The 21,752-nt window shown below is 68.7% G+C and carries 23 protein-coding genes; 6 read left to right on the forward strand and 17 right to left on the reverse strand.

What is annotated here, in order from left to right:
* Positions 1-59 precede the first annotated feature (59 nt).
* The 8 genes from E1287_RS00730 to E1287_RS00770 form a co-directional block, all read right to left on the reverse strand.
* Positions 60-1,484 carry a hypothetical protein gene (locus tag E1287_RS00730; protein ID WP_131962423.1) on the reverse strand — a complete coding sequence of 475 codons (1,425 nt, stop codon included), beginning with the start codon at positions 1,482-1,484 and terminating at the stop codon, positions 60-62.
* Between the two features lie 86 nt (positions 1,485-1,570).
* Entirely contained in the window at positions 1,571-2,197 is a 627-nt protein-coding gene (locus tag E1287_RS00735; protein WP_131962425.1) for a dihydrofolate reductase family protein, read from the reverse strand.
* Entirely contained in the window at positions 2,194-2,670 is a 477-nt protein-coding gene (locus E1287_RS00740) for an SRPBCC domain-containing protein (RefSeq protein WP_131962427.1), read from the reverse strand. Before E1287_RS00740 ends, E1287_RS00735 begins: the two co-directional genes overlap by 4 nt.
* Positions 2,654-3,004: a metalloregulator ArsR/SmtB family transcription factor gene (locus tag E1287_RS00745; RefSeq protein ID WP_131962429.1), complete on the reverse strand. Its 351-nt coding sequence runs from the start codon at positions 3,002-3,004 to the stop codon at positions 2,654-2,656. Before E1287_RS00745 ends, E1287_RS00740 begins: the two co-directional genes overlap by 17 nt.
* A gap of 93 nt (positions 3,005-3,097) precedes the next feature.
* A complete protein-coding gene (locus E1287_RS00750; RefSeq protein ID WP_131962431.1) occupies positions 3,098-3,595 on the reverse strand; it encodes a DUF1992 domain-containing protein in 498 nt (165 codons plus the stop codon).
* A 166-nt stretch (positions 3,596-3,761) separates the two neighbouring features.
* Positions 3,762-4,334 carry a Uma2 family endonuclease gene (locus E1287_RS00760; RefSeq protein ID WP_131962433.1) on the reverse strand — a complete coding sequence of 191 codons (573 nt, stop codon included), beginning with the start codon at positions 4,332-4,334 and terminating at the stop codon, positions 3,762-3,764.
* 110 nt (positions 4,335-4,444) lie between these two features.
* Entirely contained in the window at positions 4,445-4,816 is a 372-nt protein-coding gene (locus tag E1287_RS46550) for a DUF397 domain-containing protein (protein WP_131962435.1), read from the reverse strand.
* Positions 4,813-5,640 carry a helix-turn-helix transcriptional regulator gene (locus E1287_RS00770; RefSeq protein ID WP_131962437.1) on the reverse strand — a complete coding sequence of 276 codons (828 nt, stop codon included), beginning with the start codon at positions 5,638-5,640 and terminating at the stop codon, positions 4,813-4,815. The genes E1287_RS46550 and E1287_RS00770 overlap by 4 nt, the downstream gene beginning before the upstream one ends.
* 547 nt (positions 5,641-6,187) lie before the next feature.
* Between E1287_RS00770 and E1287_RS00775 the strand changes: the two genes are divergently transcribed.
* On the forward strand, positions 6,188-6,628 hold the full coding sequence (locus E1287_RS00775; RefSeq protein WP_131962439.1) for a hypothetical protein: 441 nt from the start codon (positions 6,188-6,190) through the stop codon (positions 6,626-6,628).
* 66 nt (positions 6,629-6,694) lie between these two features.
* Here the strand turns inward: E1287_RS00775 and E1287_RS00780 are convergent, their stop codons facing one another.
* Positions 6,695-7,198, reverse strand: coding sequence for a hypothetical protein (locus E1287_RS00780; RefSeq protein WP_131962441.1), 504 nt, complete (start codon positions 7,196-7,198; stop codon positions 6,695-6,697).
* Positions 7,199-7,407: 209 nt separating this feature from the next.
* On the opposite strand from E1287_RS00780, the gene E1287_RS00785 reads away from it, so the two are divergent.
* Complete coding sequence (locus E1287_RS00785) at positions 7,408-8,046, forward strand: maleylpyruvate isomerase family mycothiol-dependent enzyme (RefSeq protein ID WP_131962443.1); 639 nt, start codon at positions 7,408-7,410, stop codon at positions 8,044-8,046.
* A gap of 59 nt (positions 8,047-8,105) precedes the next feature.
* Here E1287_RS00785 and sigJ read toward each other — a convergent pair whose 3' ends face one another.
* The 5 genes from sigJ to E1287_RS00810 form a co-directional block, all read right to left on the reverse strand.
* On the reverse strand, positions 8,106-8,972 hold the full coding sequence (sigJ, locus tag E1287_RS00790; protein WP_131962445.1) for an RNA polymerase sigma factor SigJ: 867 nt from the start codon (positions 8,970-8,972) through the stop codon (positions 8,106-8,108).
* Positions 8,969-9,547 carry a carboxymuconolactone decarboxylase family protein gene (locus E1287_RS00795; protein WP_131962447.1) on the reverse strand — a complete coding sequence of 193 codons (579 nt, stop codon included), beginning with the start codon at positions 9,545-9,547 and terminating at the stop codon, positions 8,969-8,971. The genes sigJ and E1287_RS00795 overlap by 4 nt, the downstream gene beginning before the upstream one ends.
* A gap of 101 nt (positions 9,548-9,648) precedes the next feature.
* Positions 9,649-10,623 carry a sugar ABC transporter substrate-binding protein gene (locus E1287_RS00800; protein ID WP_131962449.1) on the reverse strand — a complete coding sequence of 325 codons (975 nt, stop codon included), beginning with the start codon at positions 10,621-10,623 and terminating at the stop codon, positions 9,649-9,651.
* Between the two features lie 10 nt (positions 10,624-10,633).
* Positions 10,634-11,608 carry an ABC transporter permease gene (locus E1287_RS00805; RefSeq protein ID WP_131962451.1) on the reverse strand — a complete coding sequence of 325 codons (975 nt, stop codon included), beginning with the start codon at positions 11,606-11,608 and terminating at the stop codon, positions 10,634-10,636.
* The gene (locus E1287_RS00810; protein ID WP_131962453.1) at positions 11,605-13,107 is read right to left on the reverse strand and encodes a sugar ABC transporter ATP-binding protein; all 1,503 of its coding nucleotides are present in this window, start codon (positions 13,105-13,107) and stop codon (positions 11,605-11,607) included. The genes E1287_RS00805 and E1287_RS00810 overlap by 4 nt, the downstream gene beginning before the upstream one ends.
* A gap of 501 nt (positions 13,108-13,608) precedes the next feature.
* Here E1287_RS00810 and E1287_RS00815 point away from each other — a divergent pair.
* Both E1287_RS00815 and E1287_RS00820 read left to right on the forward strand, forming a co-directional pair.
* Positions 13,609-14,310: an SDR family oxidoreductase gene (locus tag E1287_RS00815; protein ID WP_131962455.1), complete on the forward strand. Its 702-nt coding sequence runs from the start codon at positions 13,609-13,611 to the stop codon at positions 14,308-14,310.
* A 25-nt stretch (positions 14,311-14,335) separates the two neighbouring features.
* Positions 14,336-14,704, forward strand: a complete 369-nt coding sequence (locus tag E1287_RS00820) for a VOC family protein (RefSeq protein ID WP_131962457.1) — start codon at positions 14,336-14,338, stop codon at positions 14,702-14,704.
* A gap of 7 nt (positions 14,705-14,711) precedes the next feature.
* Here the strand turns inward: E1287_RS00820 and E1287_RS00825 are convergent, their stop codons facing one another.
* A complete protein-coding gene (locus E1287_RS00825; protein ID WP_131962459.1) occupies positions 14,712-15,770 on the reverse strand; it encodes a hypothetical protein in 1,059 nt (352 codons plus the stop codon).
* Positions 15,771-18,004: 2,234 nt separating this feature from the next.
* Positions 18,005-18,898, reverse strand: a complete 894-nt coding sequence (locus E1287_RS00835) for a hypothetical protein (protein WP_131962463.1) — start codon at positions 18,896-18,898, stop codon at positions 18,005-18,007.
* 250 nt (positions 18,899-19,148) lie between these two features.
* On the opposite strand from E1287_RS00835, the gene E1287_RS00840 reads away from it, so the two are divergent.
* Complete coding sequence (locus E1287_RS00840) at positions 19,149-20,021, forward strand: helix-turn-helix transcriptional regulator (protein WP_131962465.1); 873 nt, start codon at positions 19,149-19,151, stop codon at positions 20,019-20,021.
* 70 nt (positions 20,022-20,091) lie between these two features.
* On the opposite strand, the gene E1287_RS00845 is transcribed toward E1287_RS00840, so the two are convergent.
* Positions 20,092-20,322, reverse strand: coding sequence for a DUF397 domain-containing protein (locus E1287_RS00845; protein WP_131962467.1), 231 nt, complete (start codon positions 20,320-20,322; stop codon positions 20,092-20,094).
* A 187-nt stretch (positions 20,323-20,509) separates the two neighbouring features.
* Here E1287_RS00845 and E1287_RS00850 point away from each other — a divergent pair, with 187 nt between their 5' ends.
* Entirely contained in the window at positions 20,510-21,748 is a 1,239-nt protein-coding gene (locus E1287_RS00850) for an AfsR/SARP family transcriptional regulator (protein WP_165968832.1), read from the forward strand.
* Positions 21,749-21,752: the final 4 nt, after the last annotated feature.

Below are 21,752 nucleotides of genomic sequence, written 5' to 3' on the forward strand. Positions count from 1 at the left end.
CCTCACCAACTGACCGCATCCAGCCACCCTCGGTCACCATGGGGTGACCGGTCCGCGCGTCAGCGGGCGATCAGGGACTCGAAGGCGGCGCGGACGTCGGTCTTGGACGGGTTCACGTAGCGGTCGGGGTCCGGGCCGAAATCGTCAAGGAAGGACGAGCTGTATTTGATGACGGACGGGCAGCTCCTGCCGCCGATCTGCACTTTCCGATTGACGACGAGCTTTCCGGTCCGCAGCTCGTACACCTTCACCGGGAGCGAGATCTTGTGGAAGCTCACCTGGTAGAGCTTGCCGGAGCTCTTGCTCCGATAGGTGCACGTCTCGACGGTGCTTCCCTGTTTCCGCTCCCCGACGCAGACGATGAGTTCGGCGTCGGCCGCGTTCTTGGCCTTCCATCTGCCGGGGAGGTCGTCCGTGTACTCGTCATTTCCGTAGAACAGGGCCCGATTGACTCCCTTGCCGTACGGGGCGGCGCCGCTGTACTTCGCCGGTGAGGTGCAATAAACGGGTTGCTCGTCGGACGAACCTTCGAGGAGGCTCCGGACGTTCGCCAGCTCGATCGACAGCGTGGCCTGCCTGACTCCTTTCTTCGCCGCCTCCGTGCCTCCGTCCTGGGGGTACTGGTCGAGCAATTGCTGGTATAGCGTGCGTGCGTTCGTCCATTCCTTGGCCTGCATGAGATTGTCACCGCAGCCGACGAGCGCCGCCGGTGCGGTCCGCGTGACGGCGGCCGCCGACCGGTCGAGCGGGTCAGGGCTGGGACGCCGGTTTCGGAGCCAGTCCGTGACCGTTACCGTGCGGCACGCGTCCGGTGTGGGCAGGCGTCCGAGGAATCCGTCGAGGGCCGTCCCGACCGTCCTCTTATTGCCGGGTTCGGCCAGGACCGAGGTGAGAATGTCGAATCCCGCATTCAGGGAATTGGTGTCCCCCGTGGCCAGCCCGGCGGTGAGTTTCGCCTCGGCCGTTCGCAGCCGACGGCATGCCTCGACGGCCTCATCGCTGCTTGAAATCATCGGGGCGCCCGCTGTGCGGTGTCCGAACCAGGCGCCCGCGCCGTCGCTCAGCACCCGCGCGCAGTCGCCGTCCTCGCGGGCTTCGGCTACGCGCTGTTCGATCCTGGACGCGTCGAACCGCAGAAGTCCCACCGCGAGTAAGACCGGCACCGTGACGCCGAAGGCGACCATCCGCTGCCCGCCGACCGTGACCCGTCCGGCGCGTCCGCCCGCCGCGGACCATCCATGCGCTATGACGGCCGCCCACCAGAGCAGCAGAAGGGCCTCGCACCACCACTGAGCAGCCGAGATAAGAATTGAGAGGAGAACGAGGGTGATGATCCCGGTGCTCACGGCCGTCTTGCGCCGCCCCAGGATGAGATATCCGACGCCCAGCAGAGAGGCGTTGCCGATCGCGACGGCCAGCGGGTCGTGGACGCGCACCGGCGGCGGCGCGGGTTCCGGCGAGGCGTACATCGGACGATCCATCATGGGCGCTTCCCATCAGCCGCGGATTTCGCCCATTGTTCGTCCGCGCTCCCGGGAGGGGTCCCACAAAAGCGTGCCGCTTAGGCCGGTCAGACGAAGGCCGTTACGCCCTCGTACTCCGCTACGGGGGCGGCGCCGATGGCCTCGTACTGGAGCAGCAGCACGCCGTTCACCGTCACCTCATGCTGGACGAGCCGCAGGCCGGCGGGCGGGCTCGGATGATCGAGCAGCCGCCGCCCGGACCCGATCACGGTCGGCGCGACCGCGAGCCGGAGCGTGTCGACGAGCCCGGCCGCCAGCAGGGCGTTGCCGAGCCGCGCGCTTCCGTGGATCTGGAGTTCACGTCCGGGCCGCGCCTTCAGTTCTCCGACCGTCTGGACCGGGTCGCCGCGCAGAATCGTCGTCGGCTTCCAGCTCCCTTCGCGCAAGGTGCTGGTCACGACGTATTTGGGCAGCGAGTTCATCCGCTCGGTGAAAGGGTCGTCCGGGTCGGTGATCTGCGGCCAGTCCCGGGCGAACGCCTCGTAGGTGCGGCGTCCGAGCAGCAGGCCGTCCGCGAGGTCCAGCCACTCGGACGTCCGCTGGACGAAGAGTTCGTCCATGTGCGGCACGAGCCAGCCGCCCCGCGTGAACCCGTCGCTCGTGTCCTCGGACGGCGAGCCGGGCCCCTGGCTGACCCCGTCCAGCGTGACGAACTCGGTGAGCACGACCTTCATTCCGACGCCTCGCTCTCCGCGAACCCGGCGAGCTGTCCGGCGACCGTGCCCCAGCCCTCGGCGAAGCCGAGCTTCTCGTGGCGGGCGCGGGCCTCCGGGTCGCCGTGCCGGACGACGATCCGGTAGTCCGTGCCGTCCGGATGGTCGCCCAGCGTGATCTCGGCCGTCATCGGCACCGGCGCCGGATCGGCCGGACGCCAGGCGCTGTCGATCGCGTTCGTGAACACGATCCGCTCGCCCTCGTCCACGACCAGGAAGATCGCGTCGATCTGCGGGACGAATCCCGTCCCGTCCTCGCTCATCAGCGTCACGAACGCCCCGCCGGGCCGGACGTCCAGCCGGTCCACCCGGCACACCGCCGGGGCCGGGATCCACCACTTCTCCAGCCGGGACGGATCGGTCCACGCGTTCCACACCACGGCGCGCGGCGCGCGGATGACCCGCTCCAGGGCCAGGTCAAGATCCGGATTCATCGGTCTCCTCCTTCGTGTCGGTGACGAGGCGTTCGAGCCGGTCGGTCCGCCCCTCCCAGATCCGGCGCTGCTCGGCGAGCCAGTCGTCCACGAGGGCGAGCCGCTCGCGGTTGAGCACGCAGGTGCGCACCCGTCCGGCCTTGACCGTGCGGATCAGGCCGTTCGCCTCCAGCGTCCGCACGTGCTTCATGAAGGACGGAAGGGTCATCGGGAACTCGCGGGCCAGCTCGCCCACGCTCGTCGGGCCGCGTCCGAGCCGCCGGATGACATCGCGCCGCGTCGGGTCGGCGAGCGCGACGAACACACCGTCGATCTCCGCCGAATACTGTGCCATGAGGCTAAGTATTACGCACCAAGACACTTAGCGCAAGAGCAAAGTATCGAGCCCGGACGGCACCGCCCGTCCAGCCCGGCCAGACCGTCCAGCTCAGCCGTGACGCCGCCGCCGAAGGCGGAACCTCCACCTGCCACTGCTCGGTTTGCCGCCGCTCTCGCCCTTGGCGCCCTGCGGCCGCTCCACGTCCGCGCTGTGGGCCGCCCGCCACTTCGCCACGACCTCGTCGATGTCGATCAGGCGGTACCCGAGCGCGGGGCCCGGCGGAGGCATCCGCAGGTTGGCTGCGATCTTCTCGTTGACCGGTTCCAGCAGCCGCCGCACGCTCCGCTCGGACGGCGCCGCCAGCGCCTCCTCCAGAACGTCCTCGATCTCTTTGCGCAGCGCCAGGGTCGGATGGATCATGGCCACGAGCCCCTCGCTGGCCAGCTTCTGCTTGATCCACCAGTTGTCGTCCAGCGGCCTGCCCGCGTCCGGCAGCGGCTTGCCCGAGCCCGGCAGCCCGTCGAACTCGCCGCGCGCCTCCGCCTCGCGGATCTGCCCGTCGATCCAAGACTCAAAGCTGAGCCCCGTGGGCTTTCGCTCCGTCATGACCCCATTGTCCCATCCCATCCCCGGCCCCCCGAAGAAGGTCAGGTCTTTCTTAGCGCCAGCGGGCCGGACATCAGCGGCGAATCGGGGACGCGACGCTGCGGGCGGCGTTGGACGCCGGCGTCACGCTCATCGACACCGCGATCGCCTACGGGACGGCGGAGGCTCAGAACTCCCCGGTGGGCAGGACGCCTTCAAGCGGCGCGGGAATGCGAAGGTCTTCACCGAGAACGACCGAGGCGCTGTGCGTGTAGTCGTCACCGCGAGGCTCGGAGAAGATCGTCGCCTTGTCCTCCAGCCTGTCGATCAGCAGGTACAGGGGGATGTCGGCGGCGGCGTATCCCCGGCGCTTGGGCCCGCGATCGCGTTCAGCGCTCTTGCGGTCCCGTGAGCCGCCGGAGGTCACCTCCAGGACCATCGCCACGCCATCGGGCTTGCTGTGCCACTCACGTCCGGCGAACGCGCCCTTGGGTGCGGCGATCCCGTCGGGCACGTACTCGCCTTCGGGGCTGATCAGCGTCAGATTGCGGTGCAACCTCAACCGGTGAACCTCGCGCACCCAGTCATCGACCGCCACGACGATGGTCTCGTGCCGCCCGTCCCGAGGCGGGGACACGCTGATCTCTCCGTCGACGAGTTCGGCGCGGAAACCGGGCTTCACGTCGAGCGCCGCGAACGCCTCCCGCAGGTCGGCGTGGACGCGCGGCGGCTCCTCCGGGACCTCATGCGTTGCCGTCATCGGCTGCCCTCCTGGCTGAGCTCTTCGGCGGTCCGGCGGGACGATCTCCACGTACGAAGCCCCCGGTCCGTCGGGTGGACGGAGGCCGGGGGCGCTGTCTGGTCGGGGGGTTACGCCAGGTCTAGGGTTCCGGACTTGACCTTGGACGCGAACGCCTGCCACGCGGCCGGGCCGAACACCAGCTTCGGCCCGTCCGGGTCCTTCGAGTCCCGCACGGCCACCGCCGCCGCCAAGTCCGCCACCTCGACGCACGCCCCGCCCGTGTTGTCACTCCGACTGCTCTTCTGCCATTCCGCGGACGAGACTGGCACCATCGGCGCTACCTCGACGCACTGGTCGCCGGTACCAGTGCTGTGGCTGCTCTTCACCCACTCAGCAGCGGGCACCGGCTCCAGCCACGAAACCTCAACGCATTGACCACCGGTGTCGCCGCTGTGGCTGCTCTTGCGCCACCTCACTGCCGAAACATACGCCGTGTTCATGGGCTCTCCAACATTGCGCGAAGCAGTCTCAGGGAATCATCGTCGGACATCGCCGCTCCCCTGATCAAATCGAACCGTACCGCAAACCCACGGACGGCAGATACGTGATCGATCATCTGCCCGCCGAGATGCCCTTCGACGTACGCCACCGCCTGCTCCTCGTTGAACTCGAAGATCGTAAACGCCCCCATGACACCGGCATACGCGCCCCGACTTAGCGCCACGAGCTGAAGCGTAACGTTCGGCAGTTGAGCCACCTCAATTAGATGTTCGATCTGCCTACCCATTACTTCGCTGCCTCCGAATGGGCGCCTGAGAGCCGCCTCATCCAGCACGACCACGAGCCGTGGTGCATCATCTCGCTGCAGGATCTCCTGGCGCTCCAGCCTCGTCGCAACGAGCTGCTCGACCTCCTCCTTTGCTCGCCCTGTCTTGAGCACCTCGTACGCGTACTCGGGCGTCTGGAACAGACCCGTGATCATCGAAGCTTCGAAGATGTACATGCCATCGGCCTTCCGCTCTCGTTCGATGAAGTCGGGAAAGCCCGGCGGCAAGACCTGCAACTTGTCGACGTCCTGGATCCACTTCCAGATGCGATGGAACGTCCCGTTCGCATTGAAGAATGCGTCGCAGTCCTGGGCGAACACCTCGGAGGGGGCACTTCCGCCCGATTCGATCTGCCCGATCCTCTGAGGAGAGTAGCCAAGCCTCGCGGCCAGCTGCGGTCGCGACAAGTTGGACATTTCTCGCCTGGCGCGCAACTCGGCACCAAAGTATTCGATGGGTGAATATGGAACGCCGGGGTCACGGGGACGGCGAGGCAAGGGAACCTCCGATGATTCGAAAATAAGATCATTTTCTAACGACGGGTCCGAGTTTTCCTATACTTTCTCTCCCGCACTTCCGAAGAATAGCCCGATTACGAGACGGTGTGAATACGTAACGGAGAGCAACCGCAACGAAGGTTCAGCCGATCATGAACTTGCCCGTTAACGCCGCGGACCAGGCGTTGACCCAGCTCCGCAAGGACTTCCGGGGTCATCGAATCTGGCGCGCGACACGCCACGACGGACTACTCGGAGACTGGGTCGCCACTCTGCACGACCCAAAGGCCGGCGTAGACGCGACCATTGTTCGTAGCAGCGCAGAAGAGCTTCGTAAGGCGCTGGCCGTCGAACTCAGTCGCGCCACCGGTCGACCCACGGGTCAGCGCAGCAAGTGGGACCGTTGGTAGTCCGATGGAACGGACCGCTAAGCGTCGACGCGGCCGTTCCCGCCACGCCCATAACCGCCCATCTCGACCGACTCGTAGAAGAACTCACGCGAAAAGGGTGGAAGGCCGTCCCCTGCTACGAGGGGCCGGAGCCGCTCGTGCGCGTCATGGAGCCGTCCGTCCCGCAGTTCAGTGAGAGCGTCACACTCGTCCCTGGAGGAGGGAGGTCCAGCCTGTGGTGGTTCAGGTCGAGCACTGGTGAGAACCTGGCCCCGCACACCAAGCCGGACGTCGCCGCGGCGAGGGTGGTCCGGATTCTCATCCCGTACGTGACGACGATCCTCGCGGCCCAGTCGCACCGCCGACCGGGGGCGGAGGCAGGCAGGCCGCACCCCACTCCCCCGGCCCGGCCGGATCCCTCGCACGGAGCCGCGATCGCCGAACTGCAAGGACGGTTCGACGGCGTCGTCTGCTGGTGGGGTGCGTACACCTACGAATGGTGGGCCATCGTCCCCGGCGGAACGGAGTGGCAGATCGTCAACGCGGAGGACCCTTCCGGCCTCGCTCGGGCCATCATCCAGGCCCGCTCCCGTCGATGACCGTCATGAAGCAGGAAAGCCCCGTCCGGACAGTCCGGACGGGGCCGCTTGCTATTTCGCGACGGGTCAGAGCTTCGCGGTGCCCTGAAGTCCCCAGGTCTTGTTGCCGTCACCGTCGTCGTTGACGTTGGCCACGACGTGTCCGTCGGCGGTGTTGCCGCTGATGTTCACGTAAGACCCCGAATCGGGGAGCCTGCACGTCTTCGAGCCGGAGCTGCTGCCGTTGATCTCGGCGGTGAAGTCGCAGGTCTTCGTCTTCACGTCGGTGTCGTTCTGCTCGATCCGGACCTGCACGTCGAAATTCTCGAACTTGCCCGATCCCGAGTCGCCCCAGGTGACCTTGGCGGTCGCCCACTTGTAGCTGTTGCTGCCGCCTGGGCCGCCCCAGTTCCGGTTGAAACAGAGTTCGACCTTGATGTCGGCGTTGAACCCGTTGGTCGGGTATTCCTTCGAGCTGGTCGCGCACCTGGCTTCGGCGTTGGCCGGGCCTGCCAGCACGAGGGTGCCGAGGCCGGTCAGCGACGTCGCGACGAGTCCCGTCGCGAGAATCCGGCCCATCCGCTGCTTCACGTAGTCTCCTTGTCCCACTGTGAAATCGTGGACTTTTGGTCCACCGCGACGGAACTTACCGGACGTCCGTTTTAAAGATCAACTTGAGTGTTCTTCCGTGATTCGCCCCTCACTGACAGCTAGCGCCATAAAGGCGCCGCCGCGTCCGCCCGGCACTGGGCAGGCCGCAGGTTGCCGGGACGCGCGGGTGTGCGTTAAGGAGGGTGCTCATGGATCTGAAGCCGCTGGCGCGGGACGAGCGGGCCGATCTCGCGGCGTTCCTCGCGACGCTGACGCCCGAGCAGTGGGAGGCGCCGTCGCTGTGCGAGGGATGGCGGGTGCGGGACGTCGTCGCCCACATGATCAGCTATGAGGAGCTGAGCGTCCGGGATCTGGCGGGACGGTTCGCCAAGGGACGCTTCACGCTGAGCCGGACGAACGCCGTGGGCGTCGCCGACTCCAGCGCGCTCGCTCCGGACGAGCTCCTGGCGATGCTGCGGAAGCGCCTCCAGCCCACGGGGCTGACCACCGGGTTCAGCGGCCTGATCGCGTTGACCGACGCCGTGATCCACCATCAGGACATCCGGCGTCCGCTCGGCACCTCCCGCGAGATCCCGGCGGAGCGGCTGCTGCTCGCGCTGCGGGGCGCGCTGAAGTTCCCGGTGATCGGCGGCTTCTGGAGGGCGCGGGGCGTGCGGCTCGTGGCCACCGACCTCGACTGGTCGAGAGGGTCCGGACCGGACGTCCGGGGCCCGGCCGAGGCGCTGCTGATGGTGATCGCGGGACGGCGCGGCATCGTCCGGGAACTCTCGGGGCCGGGACGTCAGAAGCTCGCCGACCGCGTCGAAAAGCCGCCCAAGAACGGGTGAGACGGCAAGGACCGCCCTCCCCCCTCACGGCGGCCCCGAACCCGGCTCCGGCGGGCGGGCTATCTGGCGAGGTCGGTCGGCTCGTCCAAGCGCGTCAGCTTCTGCGGGTTCGCCACCGCGTGGATCCGGGTCACCCGGCCGTCCTCGACCACCAGGCTCACCGCGGCCACCCGGCCGTCGACCTCGATCCGGCCGGCGGGCGCGGCGTTGAGCCAGACGACCGACACCGTCCGGCCCGGGCGCGCGAGCGACTCCGCGACGAGTTCGGCCCCGTGGACCGGAGCCCGCGCGGCGGGAGCGAGGCCGCCGCCGTCGCTGATCAGGACCACGTCCGGGGCCATGACCTCGATCAGCTCCTTCACCTGCCCGTTGCGGACCGCGGCCAGGAACCGTTCCACCACGGCCCGCTGCTCCGTCCGGCTCACCCGTACCCGGGGCCGCCTGGCCGCCACCCGCTCGCGGGCCCGCCGGGCGATCTGCCGGACCGTGGCGGCGGGCTTGTCCACGGCCACGGCGATCTCGCCGTAGGGCACCTCGAAGACCTCGCGGAGCACGAACACCGCACGCTCCACCGGAGCGAGGGTCTCCAGCACGGTCAGCATCGCGATCGAGACGCTTTCGGCAAGGGCGCTGTCCTCGGCGACGTCAGGGCTGGTCAGCAGTGGTTCCGGCAACCACTCGCCGACGTAGTCCTCGCGCCTGCGCGACAGCGTGCGGAGCTGGTTGAGCGACTGCCGGGTGACGACCCGGATGAGGTAGGCCCGGGGGTCGCTCACCTGCGCGTGGTCGACGGCGTCCCACCGCAGCCAGGAATCCTGCAGCACGTCCTCGGCGTCGGCCGCCGACCCGAGCATCTCGTAGGCGACCGTGAACAGCAGGCTGCGGTGGGTGAGGAACGGGTCTTCGGGCGTAGCGTCCCCGATCATGCCGTGGACGCCGTACCGGGCTTCTCCTGGACCTCGGCCAGCGGGATCTCGCAGGCGTCGGAGAAGCCCTGCGAGGTGACCCCGTTCGCCACGTTGGCCCTGGTCGCCATGTTGACGTAGGCGATGTGCACGGTGAGCTCGACCATCGCCGCGGGGCCGAGCCGCTCCAGCAGCCCCGCGTACTGCTCGTCGGTGACGGTCGGCGGCGTGTTCGACATGGCTTCGGCGTACTCCATCACGTCCCGCTCCAGCGGGGTGAACACGTCCGAGGTCCGCCAGCGCGGCACCTGGCTCGCCTTGGCCAGGTCCAGATCGTCGTTGTGCGCCTGGAAGTAGCCGACGTCGAGGCACCAGCTGCAACCGACCTGCGCGGCGACGGCCATGTGCGCGAACGACTTGAGGCTCTTGCCGGCCGCGCTCCACGCGCCCGCCTTGCCGCCGAACTCCAGGTTGTCCCGGGCGAGCGCGGGGCTGTGCCACAGCACTTCGACGTTCTCGGGGACGTCACCGAGTTGCTCGATCATGCTCTCCTTGACCTCGGCGGGCAGCTCGGCCTTCGGTACGCGCAACGCCACGACGTTCTCCCTCTAGGTGTGCGTTCTGGCTGGTCGACATGAAGACACCGCCGGGTCCTCGAACGTGACAGCACCTGGGAGGAGAACGCGTCGGCCAGCAATTAGACGCAGTAGGGCGGTGCCTTATCCGCGTTGTCCTTGGTGACGACGGTTTCGGGCACGTTCGCGATCTTCTTTGCGGACGAGTCCTTGCGGAGCAGCGCGACGACGTTCTCCACAGCCATTTCGCCGACGTCCTTTGGCGTGTTGCTGACCGTCACCGCGAACCGTCCCGCCTTGACCGCCTGGACGCCCTCGGCCGTCCCGCCGTTCGTGAGGATCTTGATGTCGGTGCGGCGCGCGGCCCGGAACGCCGCCTCGGCGCCGAAGGCCATGTCCTCGTTCTGGACGAGGACGTACTTGACGCGCGGCCGGGCCTGGAGGAGGTTCTCCGCCACGTCCTGCGCCTTGGACCGCTGCCAGAACGCGGGCTGCTCGAACACGACGTCCGCCCGCGTCCCGATGCTCTTCTTGAACGCGCCGGTCATCAGGTCGGCGGCGGCGCCGGGGGCGCCTCCGATGATCGCGACCTCGGCGGGGCTTCCGCCGCTGTCCTTGACCAGCCAGGCGCCGAGCGAGCGTCCGACCTGCTCGACGTCGGCGACGACCGCGCCGAGGATCTTCGACTGGTCGACGCCGGACGCGACGCCCGTCAGGAAGATCGGGACGCCCGCCCGGTTGGCGCGGCTGACGCCGCCCTGGAGCGAGTCGATGTTCACGGTCTGGACGACGATGACGTCGACCTTCTTGACGATCATGTCGTCGATGTTCGACAGCTCCTTGCCCGGGTCCATCGCGGAGTTCGCCGTCAGGACCTCGACGCCCTTCTTGGCGGCGCGCCCCTGCAGCGCCTTCTGCAGGCACATGTGGAACTGCACGCGGTTGCCGTTGACGAACCCGATCGTGATCTTTTCGCCGGACGGGACGGCGTTCTTCTCAGCACCGTCGTCCACCGAGCAGCCCGCGGCTCCGAGGGAGACGGCGAGCGCGGCGGCCGGGACCGCCGAGCGGAGATGTCCGCGTGAGAACTCCAGCATGAGGACCCTTTCAGCGAAATCGGCCGCGCAGATGGTTGGTGATGGCCGCGATCAGCAGGACGCCGCCGACCGCGACGTCCTGGAAATGCGCGTCCACCTGGAGGAGGTTGAGGGAGTTGGCGACGACGCCGAGCAGCACGACCCCGAGGACCGTCCCGACGACGGTGCCGCTCCCGCCGTGCAGCGCGGTCCCGCCGATCACGACGGCGGCGACGACGGTCAGCTCCAGCTGCAGCCCGCCGGTCCCGGGGCTCGCCGCGCCGAGCCGGGCCACGAGCATGACGCCGCCGAGCCCGGCGAGCAGACCGGCGAGCGTGTAGAGGAGCAGCTTGGTACGCGCGACCGGGATGCCCGCCAGCCGCGCCGCGTTCTCGTTGCCGCCGATGGCGAAGGCGTTGCGGCCGAACGCCGTCCAGCGCATGATCAGCCCGGCGGCCAGGCAGACGAGCGCCGCGACGACGACCGTGGCCGGGACGAGGCCGAGCACCTCGCCGAACCCGAGCCCCGCCAGGTGGTCGCCGATCGACACGCTCTGCCCGTCGATGATCAGCAGCGCCGCGCCGCCGAGGACGGTGGACGTCGCGAGCGTCGCCACGAACGGCGCGACGCGGAACACCGTCACGACCGTGCCGTTGACGAGGCCGATCCCCGCGCCGACCGCCAGGCCCGCGAGCACCGCCGTCCACTCCCCCGTCCCGGACGCGATCAGCCGGGCGACGACGCCGGCGGTCACGGCCGCGATGGAGCCGAGCGAGAAGTCGATCCCGCCCGCGGTCATGAGGAGGGTGAGCCCGGCGGCCAGGACGGCGGTGACGGCGACCTGCTGCGACACGTTGAGCAGGTTCGCCCCGGTCAGGAACGCGGAGCTGTTCAGCGCGGTGATCAGGCCGATGAGCAGCAGGACGGACAGCAGCCCGAGATGCCGGGTCAGCCCGGCGGGAAGGTTCACGCCGACGCGGTCGCGGAGGATGCCGAGGGCGGTCATGGCGTCGTCCGTCCTCCCGCGGTGAGTGCGACGAGCTCGTCGCGGGTGACCTGGGCGATGGGGCGGTCCGCGACCGTCCGGCCGTTGCGGACGACCACGACCCGGTCGGCGAGCCCGACGACCTCGTCGACGTCGCTGGACGCGAGCAGGACCGCGGCCCCGCGCGCCGCCAGCCCGCGGACCAGCCGCCGGACGTCGTCCTTCGCCGCAACGTCCACCCCGCCCGTCGGCTCTTCCAGCAGGCACGCGGTCACCTCGGTGTCGAGCCAGGCGGCGAGCAGCACCTTCTGCTGGTTGCCGCCGGAGAGCGCGGCGACGGGCGGGTCCGCGTGGATGGCCGTGATGCCGTACCGGTCGCGGACGGCGCGCGCGTGCTCGCGCGTCCTGCTCCACCGCACCAGCCAGGGGCGGCCGAGCCCGCGGCGGACCAGGCCGAGGTTCTCGTCCACGCCGAGCCCCGGGACCAGACCGCGGCCGAGCCGGTCGCCGGTCACGCACCGCATCCCCGCCGCCAGCGCCGCGCCGACACTGCCGGACGGGACGTCGCGGCCGCCGATCCGCACCCGTCCGGCCTCGGCCCGGCGCAGCCCGCGGAGCCCGCTGAGCAGCGGGAACAGCTCGGTCTGCCCGTCCCCGGACGGTCCCAGCACCGCGGTGATCTCACCGGCTCGGACCACCAGATCGAACCCCTGGAGGCGTCCGGCGGTCAGTCCCGTGAGCTCCAGCACCGGCTCACCGGCGATTCGGGCGGTGTCATGGTCCATCGTGCGGAGCCTGTCGTCGCCGGCCATGGCCCGGACGAGGGCGGGCAGGTCGACGTCCGCGGCCGGGACGGTGACGACCCGCTTGCCGTCCCGCAGCACCGTGATCCGGTCGGCGAGATCGAGGACCTCGTCCAGGTCGTGGGAGATATAGACGACACCGGTGCGGCGAGAGCGCAGAGTGCGCACGAGCCGGTGAATTCGCTGGGCGTCGGCGGCGCTCAGTGACGCGGTGGGTTCGTCCAGAATGAGAATGCGCCGGCCCCGGTGCACTTCCCGCGCGATCTCCACCAGAGTCTGCTCGGCCGGACCAAGGGTGGCGGCGACCCGCTCAACGTCGATCTCGATACCGAGTTCCCCGAGCGCCCGAGCCGCTTTGCGCCGCGCCTCTCCCCACGACACCGCACCGAACCGAGTGGGAAGGCGTCCGAGAAGCAGATTCTCGGTGATGGTCAGCCCCGGGACCAGCGACCGCTTCTGATGAACAATGCTCACTCCGGACGCATGGGCACGCCTCGGTGTTAAGGCGGTGTGGCGGCGTCCGGCGACATGGACGGCACCCCGATCGGGAACAATGGCACCGCACATCGTCTCCACAAGCGTGGTTTTTCCAGCGCCATTCATACCGACAACTGCGTGGACCTCACCCGCCGATAACGTGAAATCGACGTCGGTCAGCGCATGGGCCCCGCCGAACGTCTTGCACACCCCGCGCAACTCCAGCACCGGCGCGGCCATGTCAGGCACCGCCCGTCCGGCCGGAGACCCGCGCCCGATGGGCGGCCGTCACGCCGACGATGCTCACGACGCGGCCTCCGTGACCTCTGCGACGCGGACCCCGGTGTCCGACGCCGACCGACCATGCGGACGTCGGCCGTCGACCACCCAGGTGTTCAGTTTGCTCGCCATCGCCCGCAATGTCGACGATGTGGTTGTCGTCCCCATTCTAGAACCACCAGATCCACCTGGACGACCCGCTCGGCGAACCGGTGTACTTCAAGCAGCACTCGGGCTGCAACAAGAACTGACCAATTCCTGCATTAGGGGCGTCCGTACTCGTTCGGGAATGACTTCGTACTCGACCTGGACGCCGACGAACAAAAACCGAACACGCTCAGAACGGCGCCGACGGGTGACGCGCTGGGTCGACTTGGGGCGGACGCCGCCGTCCGTCCATGCGTAGCCTGTCCGTGAGTTGATCGAGACCTGCACGGATCACGCGACTCTGGGAGGCCGCACGTGACCGACTCTCCTGTCGCCCTCATCACCGGGGGCGGAAGCGGCATCGGGGCGGCGACCGCCCGGCACCTGCTGGACCAGGGGCATCGGGTGACCGTTACCGGACGCGGCGCCGACCGCCTGCGCCGGTTCGCCGAAGAACTGGGCGAGCCTGCGGGCCTGCTCAGGGTCGTCGGGGACGCGGCCGATTACCAGGACGTCCAGGCGGCCGTCAGCGCCACCATCGAGGAGTTCGGACGGCTGAACACCGTCGTGGCCAACGCCGGCTTCGCCTCCTTCGACCACGTCACCGACGGGGACCCCGCCGGGTGGCGCGACATGGTGCTGACCAACGTCCTCGGCCCCGCACTGCTGATCAGGGCCGCCCTCCCGGCCCTGCGCGAAACCCGCGGACGGATCGTGCTCATCGGGAGCGTCGCGGGCGTCGTCTACAGCCCGGGCAACATCTACGGCGCGACCAAATGGGCGGTGACCGGCCTCGCCGAGAACACCAGGCGCATGGTGACGGACGACGGCATCGGCGTGACCCTGGTCAACCCCGGAGCCACCGAGACCAACTTCTTCGACGCCGGCGGCGGCCCGCCGGACCGCGCGATGATGACCGCCGACCAGATCGCGGCCGCCATCGTGTGGGCGATCAATCAGCCGCACGGCGTCGACGTCAACACCCTCACGATCCGTCCAGTCCCCTCGCCCCTGTGACGACCAGATCTGCTTGGCTTAGCGCATGCTCAGCATCGGATCCATAGTTCTAGGTGCGTCGGACGTCCGACGTGCGGCCGCGTTCTGGATGGAGGCCCTGGGATACGTCCCACGCGACGAAATAGATCCCCGTTGGACGGTCCTGGTCCCGCCGGACGGGAACGGCCCCGGCCTGGCGCTCGGCCTGAGCGAGAGTCCCGTACAAAGGCATCCCCGAGTCCACCTGGATCTGTACGCGGAGAACGCGGCCGACCAAGCGGCCGAGGTGGAACGCCTCGTCTCCCTGGGCGCTGCCCACGTCGACTGGGACCTCTATCCCGAGGACCCCGACTTCATCGTCCTGGCCGACCCCGAAGGCAACCGCTTCTGCGTAATAGACACCGGCCGCACCTGATCGGCCATCACTCTTCCACCGTCTGCTTGGAACGCAGGACGACCCTGCGGATGAGATGCACATCGGTGAGAGGCCCCGTGGACGCGGCGAAGCCGAACTTGAAGGTGTCCGGCATGGGCTCGGGAGCGGGAAACCTCAGAACCCGCTGGAAGCCCTCGTCGTCCCGGAAGTCGATGTCGACCGTCACAACGGGATCCCGTCCAGCCGACACCGCCACCCTGACGACCCTTTTCACCGGTTCCAGCCGCCGTTCGGCCCGACGAGGCGTGACATTGGCGGGCATCTTCTTCAGCTTCCCGTGCAGCCGTCCGGGAAGCGACGAGGGCCAGGGCCCGTTCTTCCTTTCGTCGGTGGTCGTGGCGTCGAGCAGGCAGTACCCGGTGACACCGTCCCCAGGGCCGCGGGCGGTGACGACGTTTGGGCCAGGGGCAGGCGAACGAAACGCCGTCCCGGCCGGAGACCGCCGCACGCAACCATTCCCGCGCCCTTCTCCGTCACCGAAGTATTCGCCCAGCACATCGAGCCCGATGCCGAGATAGCCACCGTCCACACCGGGAACGAACTGGGCGCCGGGTGCGCCACCCGGCCTCCTCTGCGCATAACCGAGGCTCCCGCCGAAGGCACCCGGCGTGGTGAGCCGACGGGCGCCGTCCGTCAGGAAGAACGAGATCCCGTCCGCGGGCCTCCGCGTCGTGTTCCCGTACTGCCACTGCTCGAAGACCACCTCCAGCCCACCCCGCGCCGGAACCGGCGAGTCGAACAACACAGCGCCGGTCACCTCATCGCGGGCGTCCGTGAGCTGAAGGTACCCATGCGGCGCCGCGTCGCCCGGCGGCACAGGACCCACCGGATCCCGACGACACCCTCTGAGCGGGTGATTCGTGGCCTCCGCCTCCGCCTCTCCTCGCGGCGCCCCCGTCAGGCAGGCCGCCCCGTACCCGATGAAGCGCGCATCCGCGGTGCCCAGAGTGAACGCCTCCTCGACCAGAATCGCCCCCGCAGCGCGCTCCGAAGCCAACGCCTGCCCGACAGACGCGACGGCGACAGCACCGACCCCGACCGCCACCGCAACACGAGCCCACCGATGCCTCATACCGCTGCTCCCCCACACAGATTTGAAGCGACCTCTTCTGCCGCCCCAATCTGAGCACACGCTTGCCGGGAGATCTCCCCATTGCCACGACCACGGCAATAAACAAAGCCAACCCTTACAGAACCCCCGCCATTTCATGAGATGGTCACGGCATCGCCACGCCAGAGCAAGAATCGCCCCCCGCGCGAGGGTGGGAAATGCCGTAGCAGCCGGCCTCATCCCTTACCGGCTGGGTCGAGAATCTGAGGTTGGAGGTTCCGACCTCGGGTCCACACGATGTGCCCTCTGCGGCCACAGCTGTTCGAGACGTTCGGTGCTCAACGACCCTTCCCACACCACCAGGTCGGGGGTAGGCCGCGTACAGCGACCGGCTTTGTGCTTGTACTCGTGCAGGAAGTACGGGCAGCGTCCAGGACTCTGATACCCGTGCCCCTTGGGACGCACTTCGACGACCTGGCCGCACCACCGGCAACGACACCACCATTCCCAGTGGATCGACAGGTCCAGCGCCTCAAGAGGAATGAGCCCGGCCCGGCGGACGGCGGCGGCCACTTCGGCGGGCACCGACGGGTCGGCGAGGTAGCGCTGCCCTCGTGCCCACTCCTCCTCGACGGCCGCGGCCGCGACCAGATAGGGCTCGCCGGTCGCGTCCTGGCGGCGACGAATACGACGTTGCTGATGACGGGATGGGCGACGGCGGGGCTCTGCGGTCATGGCGTCCTTGGACGGAGTCCTACGCACACCGTCGGACGACGCGAACCGGGGGTGTCACGCGTCGTCCGAGACGCTTTGTCGTCGGCACACCAGCGGCGTAGGCACTCGATGCTCAGACCGGCAGGCGTGATCTGCCTGAACGGCAATATAGCCCTCCACCCCACCTGCGCTCAGCCGAATCATTGAGCTCCGGCCCCTGAGGACCTGTCGAGGGGCGGTTACGTCGCGCGCCAGAGCGTGGGGGTGTCCTGGGGTTGCCAGTCGGCCTGTGAGGTGTGCGCTTGCCGGCAGACATAGTCCGCGCCGCGGTGGGTCACCGCGTCGCCGGGACGGTAGTAGACGCCGGGCGTCCATGCGGCAGCGCCGGGCCTTCTCCTCGGCGGCGGCGTCGGCGTGACACGTCCGGTAGTGGACGCCGTCGGCGTGGCAGTCGACGGCGTTGGCGATGACGTCGACGGCGTCTCGGACGGCGTAGCGGTACTGTTCCGCCCCACCCCGACCGAATCCGGAGGCGCCGGGCTCTGCGACCGACTCCCGACATCCGGATCCACACCGGTCGTCGCCGGAGCAGCAGACGGCCCCGAGGAATCGGACGGCCGAGCGGCCGCATATCCAACGGCCACGAAGAGCACGATCGCAAGGACGACGCCGAGCACAACGTACCGCCGCCGCGCAGAAGATCCAGAGGGAGGACGCGCATGGGCCATCAGTAGGCCCGTCCTCTCCCACGCACACCCGCGACGACCGTCCGGTGCATTGACCTCCCCATCCCCCGCCGCCCGGCCAAAAGGCGCCGGTACCGGCCGCCGAGCGCGGACAATAGTGACACACCCCGCGAACCGTGTCACCTGGACATTCCGCCAGCCGCCCGATCGCGTTCACGCCCTGGCAACGGCACCACACCCGACCAGAACCGGCTTCTCAGGTGCGCGTGCTCCGCCGCGCGGCCGCGGGGTCGCGTAGCGGGCGCATGAGCGGACGTACCGAGTCACCGAGGAGATAGTCGGCAGCAGCAGTAGCCACCCGCAGGACGGGCGACTCCGCCCGTAGCGGGTACCGTCCCGATCGCTACTCGATCCCTGCTGGGTTCAGCAGGCTCCCTCCACAGAAACCATTCGCTCCCCATCTCCGTCCTGCAAGGCAACTCAGACGGAAAGGTCAGAAGGCACCCGCAACGTCGGACCTACCAAACCGAACCGCTATCTGTCCCGCCTCGAGATGCGGCCGAATCGGGTCGGAACCTGGCTGAACTCCTACAGTTCGCTCAGCTCTTCCCGCAGTTCGGATATCCACAATGAGGCGGTAGCGCAGCCTGTAGATCACGATGGCGTACAGCCGAGTGGTCGTGACGCTCTCCGGAGTTGCCGAGTGCAGGCAGCGGACCACTGTTCGGGCAGGCTAAGCACCAGTGCATGGAGTGCTTGCCAGTTGCGTCCTCGCTAGGTACGGAGATCCAAGACTTGGCCGCCTTTGGCCCCTGCTGTTGAGGGAAGTCATGGCAGTTCGGAAATGGCCTCTTGAAGGTCGTCGAATGCCGGATGAGGGAGGGATAGTCCGCCCAGGGCGTACAGAAGAGCGGATCGGCCGCGGTCGTCGTCCACGCAGGGACGAAGGATGCAGTAGGCGTCCATCATCGCGTCCGGCTGGCGCAGGATAACGGCGCGGAGATCGAAAGGGAGGGCGGCCACGAGTGCGTCGCGTCCCTCGGCGGTATCGAGTGGGGAGGCACCGAGCAGGTGCGCGGCGACGGCCGAGACGTCCTCGAAGGCGACGCCCGACCGGGGCGCGCGGTCCGGCGGGACGCCAAGGAGGCGAACCCAGGCCCGGGTCCGTGTCTCCTTCGACCGGATGCGGAGCCGCTCGTAATCGGACGGGTCCGGACCTCCCAGGTCAGGCCGTACGACGTCCTCGTAGAGCCGGTCCGAGAGGATCACCGAGAGGCGCGCGCCCGACTGCTGTACACGCCGCTTGAAGAGGGGTGCATCCAACAGCCGGAAGGCCCGGATCACGGTGTCGCCGAGCACGCCGTATTCGTCGGAGAGGATTAGGCCGAAATCGAGCGCCACGCGTAACCGCAGGCGCGCGCCGGGACGGGCCAGGTCGTGCTGGCGCCGAATCTCGTCTTCCAGCCGATCGACCGTACTCGTCACCAGGCCCTCCACTGAGGAGCGGGGCGGTGGGACGAGGAACAGGCCGTCGCCGCGGTCCTCGTGATAGCACTCGTCGAAAGGGATGCCGGTCGAGTCGAGAGCCGCACGCGTCCGCGAGTAGAGCTGCTCACGGAGATACCGCTGGACGTGCCCGCGACGTGCGCCGAAGGCGACGATGTCGCACGCGAGGATGGCGCGCTGGCCAGCCGGGCGCGCGGAGACCCGGGCATCGCGCACTGAAGATCACCTCTCCTGTTGGCGACCGCTACCTTTTCCCTGGAAATCGGAGTGAGCGCCGCAATTCCCTGACATTCTCTGACCCGGCCGGTGAAGAACACCCGGCGCGGCCTATTTTCGATCTTGAAGATGCGGCCGGCCGGAACGACTTGACGCGCCTCGTGAGCGCCTGGCATCATTCTAGGTCATTCTGAATCATTTTGCATCACACCTGCGGATCTCCGGGCGCGAGGAGGATCACTGGATGGTCATGGCCAGCGATCACCAGGACGAGGCGCGGAGCACCCGCGAGCGACTCGCCTCCGAGCTGCGGCGGATGCGCGCCCTGTCGGGACTGTCCGGACGCGACCTCGCCCAGCGGCTCGGCATCAGCCAGTCGAAGGTCTCCCGGATCGAGTCGGGCGCAACGATGCCCTCGCTCCCAGAGGTCACCGGGTGGGCGGCGGCAATGGACTCCACGGAGGAGACCGCGCGGCGGCTGGTGGCCCTCACCGAGGCCGCCTTCACCGAGGTGAGCGCCTGGCGCACCGCACTGCGCGACCGGCCACACCTTCAGGACCAGGTGCTCGACAGGGAGAACCGGACCAGCAGATCGCAGACATTCCAGCCGTCCGTGGTGCCGGGTCTCCTGCAGACCGCCGAATACGCCCGCCGGGTCTTCGCCCTCTTCGACGAGGTCCCCTATGGCGAGGAGGAACTGGCTGCCGCCGTCGCCAGCCGGCTGAACCGCCAACTCGCCCTCTACCAGGAAGAACGGCGATTCGAATTCGTGATCACCGAGGCGGCGTTGCGCTGGCGGCCCGGTCCTGCACTTCTGCTGCGGGCGCAGATCGACCGCATCGCCTCGCTGAGCACGCTGGAGAACGTGCGCATCGGGGTCGTACCGAGTGATGCCGAGGCGCTCACCTACCTCTCGCACGGGTTCGTCATCGCCTATGGCGGTGCGGAGAACGAGGCGCAGGTCACGGTCGAGGCGGCCCACGCCAAGCTCAGCATCACCGGGCCCGAGGACGTCGAGCTCTACCGGCGCCGCTGGGCCTTGTTGTCGCGGATGGCCTTGTTCGGCGACGACGCCCGCGCCTTCCTTGCCCGGCTCGCGAACACGATGCGGGAGGAGGCATGACGGGGGCTTCCAGCGCGTGGCCGTGGGGAGCGCCGGGACCGCACGTCCCGGCGCCCTCCATTCCGATGGGTCAGCTCATGGCGTCGCCGAGCCGGGCGATGTCGAACTCGCCCAGCCGGGCGCCCGCGAGGAACGCGACCCACTCCGCGACGGTGAACACCAGCCACGGACCCTCCGGGTCCTTGGAGTCGCGCAGGACCACGGCCGTCAGCAGGCTCGCCTCGACGCAGTCGTCGGCGCCCTCGCTGAGCGAGCTCTTGGTCCAGCCGGCCTCCTTGATGAGCTTGTGCAGCGCGTTCATTGTCGTCCTCTCTCCGATTGACGGTGTCTTGCTTCTTCTGCTTCAAGCATGGAAAGCGGACCCGGTAAGAAAGGCGGTAAAGGAAGGGGGCCGGTTCCCGGTACGGCCTCCGGTAAGTGCGGCCGGTGCACCGTTATCGCGTGCCGGAACGCTCGTGAGCTGATTCGTGGGGGTGAGCGCGATGGGGATGCCTGGCGACGATATGGAATTCCGCCTGCTCGGCAAGGTCGAAGCATTGGTGCGAGGGCGCCCCGCTGCCCTGGGCAGACCGATGGACCGGCTGGCGCTCGCGGCGCTGTTGCTCGCCCCCGGCGGATCGCTGACGCCTGGGGAACTCGCCGGACGCCTCTGGGAGGAGCCGCCTGAGACCGCCCCGGATCTGGCCCGCGACTACCTCAAGAAGCTACGCCGGCATCTGAACACCGCGGTGCCGGGGGCCGGCGCGCTCCTGCCTCCCCACGATGGCGGCTACCGGATGCTCGTCCCGCGCCACCGGGTGGACGCCCACCGGTTCCTCGACACGGCGGACCAGGCTCAGCAGCATGTCACGAGGGAGCCCGCGCGGGCCGCCGAGCTGTACCGAGCCGCCCTTGCCGAGTGGCCGTCCGACGCGTCCGGCCCCTGGGTCGTAGAGCCGCTGGCCGGGCTGCCCGGTCCGTGGGCCGAGATCGAACGTACCGCCCTGTGCAACCGGCACCGCGAGGCCCTGACGACCTGCGCTGAGATCGAGATCCGGGTCGGCGGCCACGAGCAGAGGCTCATCCCCGAACTGGACCGCCTGCTCCGCGCGGCGCCGCTGGACGAGCGGGTCGCCGGACTGCTCATGCACGCCCTCGTCCGGGCCGGACGGCGCGGTGACGCACTCGAAGTCTTCGGCCTGACGCGCCGTCGCCTCCTCGACGAGCTGGGCCAGGACCCTGCCCCCGAGCTCACCCGGATGCACCAGCGTGTCCTGAACGATGACCCCACGCTCAACGATCCCCGACCTGCACCTTTGGGAGCACCGATGCCCTCCACCACCACCCCCGACCACGACGACCAGCCAGGTGAGGAGACCGGGCACGAGCTCGCCGGAACCGTCGCGCGCCTCGTCGCCGAAGCGAGCAGGAGCGGCGGGACAGGTTCGTCCGGGACGGTGCTCATCGGCAGGCTGCGGGAGCGCTTCGAGCAGGACACCCCGGCCGAGGCGGCGCTGGCCTGGCTGGTGCGGGAACCGTACAACGCCGACGCTCTCGCCGCGCTGGAGAGAGCCCTGCTCGCCGCGATCGCTCGAGACGCCGAGTTCGCGGCGGAGCTTCGGGCTCTCGCCACGCCCACGCCCGTACGAGACGAGCGCGGCTCGGTCTCGATCCAGGCCCAGTCGATCAGCAAGTCCAGCGTCTTCACCAGCGATGTCCACATTTCTGGCGACTTCGTCATCAACTGACGCG

This window comes from Actinomadura sp. KC06, assembly GCF_004348735.1.
Lineage (GTDB): Bacteria > Actinomycetota > Actinomycetes > Streptosporangiales > Streptosporangiaceae > Spirillospora.

Excerpts from the sequence above, each read along its gene's own strand:
- E1287_RS00730 (WP_131962423.1), bottom strand. The coding sequence starts at position 1,484 with ATGATGGATCGTCCGATGTACGCCTCGCCGGAACCCGCGCCGCCGCCG.
- E1287_RS00735 (WP_131962425.1), bottom strand. The coding sequence starts at position 2,197 with ATGAAGGTCGTGCTCACCGAGTTCGTCACGCTGGACGGGGTCAGCCAG.
- E1287_RS00740 (WP_131962427.1), bottom strand. The coding sequence starts at position 2,670 with ATGAATCCGGATCTTGACCTGGCCCTGGAGCGGGTCATCCGCGCGCCG.
- E1287_RS00745 (WP_131962429.1), bottom strand. The coding sequence starts at position 3,004 with ATGGCACAGTATTCGGCGGAGATCGACGGTGTGTTCGTCGCGCTCGCC.
- E1287_RS00750 (WP_131962431.1), bottom strand. The coding sequence starts at position 3,595 with ATGACGGAGCGAAAGCCCACGGGGCTCAGCTTTGAGTCTTGGATCGAC.
- E1287_RS00760 (WP_131962433.1), bottom strand. The coding sequence starts at position 4,334 with ATGACGGCAACGCATGAGGTCCCGGAGGAGCCGCCGCGCGTCCACGCC.
- E1287_RS46550 (WP_131962435.1), bottom strand. The coding sequence starts at position 4,816 with ATGAACACGGCGTATGTTTCGGCAGTGAGGTGGCGCAAGAGCAGCCAC.
- E1287_RS00785 (WP_131962443.1), top strand. The coding sequence starts at position 7,408 with ATGGATCTGAAGCCGCTGGCGCGGGACGAGCGGGCCGATCTCGCGGCG.
- sigJ (WP_131962445.1), bottom strand. The coding sequence starts at position 8,972 with ATGATCGGGGACGCTACGCCCGAAGACCCGTTCCTCACCCACCGCAGC.
- E1287_RS00800 (WP_131962449.1), bottom strand. The coding sequence starts at position 10,623 with ATGCTGGAGTTCTCACGCGGACATCTCCGCTCGGCGGTCCCGGCCGCC.
- E1287_RS00805 (WP_131962451.1), bottom strand. The coding sequence starts at position 11,608 with ATGACCGCCCTCGGCATCCTCCGCGACCGCGTCGGCGTGAACCTTCCC.
- E1287_RS00810 (WP_131962453.1), bottom strand. The coding sequence starts at position 13,107 with ATGGCCGCGCCGGTGCTGGAGTTGCGCGGGGTGTGCAAGACGTTCGGC.
- E1287_RS00820 (WP_131962457.1), top strand. The coding sequence starts at position 14,336 with ATGCTCAGCATCGGATCCATAGTTCTAGGTGCGTCGGACGTCCGACGT.
- E1287_RS00840 (WP_131962465.1), top strand. The coding sequence starts at position 19,149 with ATGGCCAGCGATCACCAGGACGAGGCGCGGAGCACCCGCGAGCGACTC.
- E1287_RS00845 (WP_131962467.1), bottom strand. The coding sequence starts at position 20,322 with ATGAACGCGCTGCACAAGCTCATCAAGGAGGCCGGCTGGACCAAGAGC.
- E1287_RS00850 (WP_165968832.1), top strand. The coding sequence starts at position 20,510 with ATGCCTGGCGACGATATGGAATTCCGCCTGCTCGGCAAGGTCGAAGCA.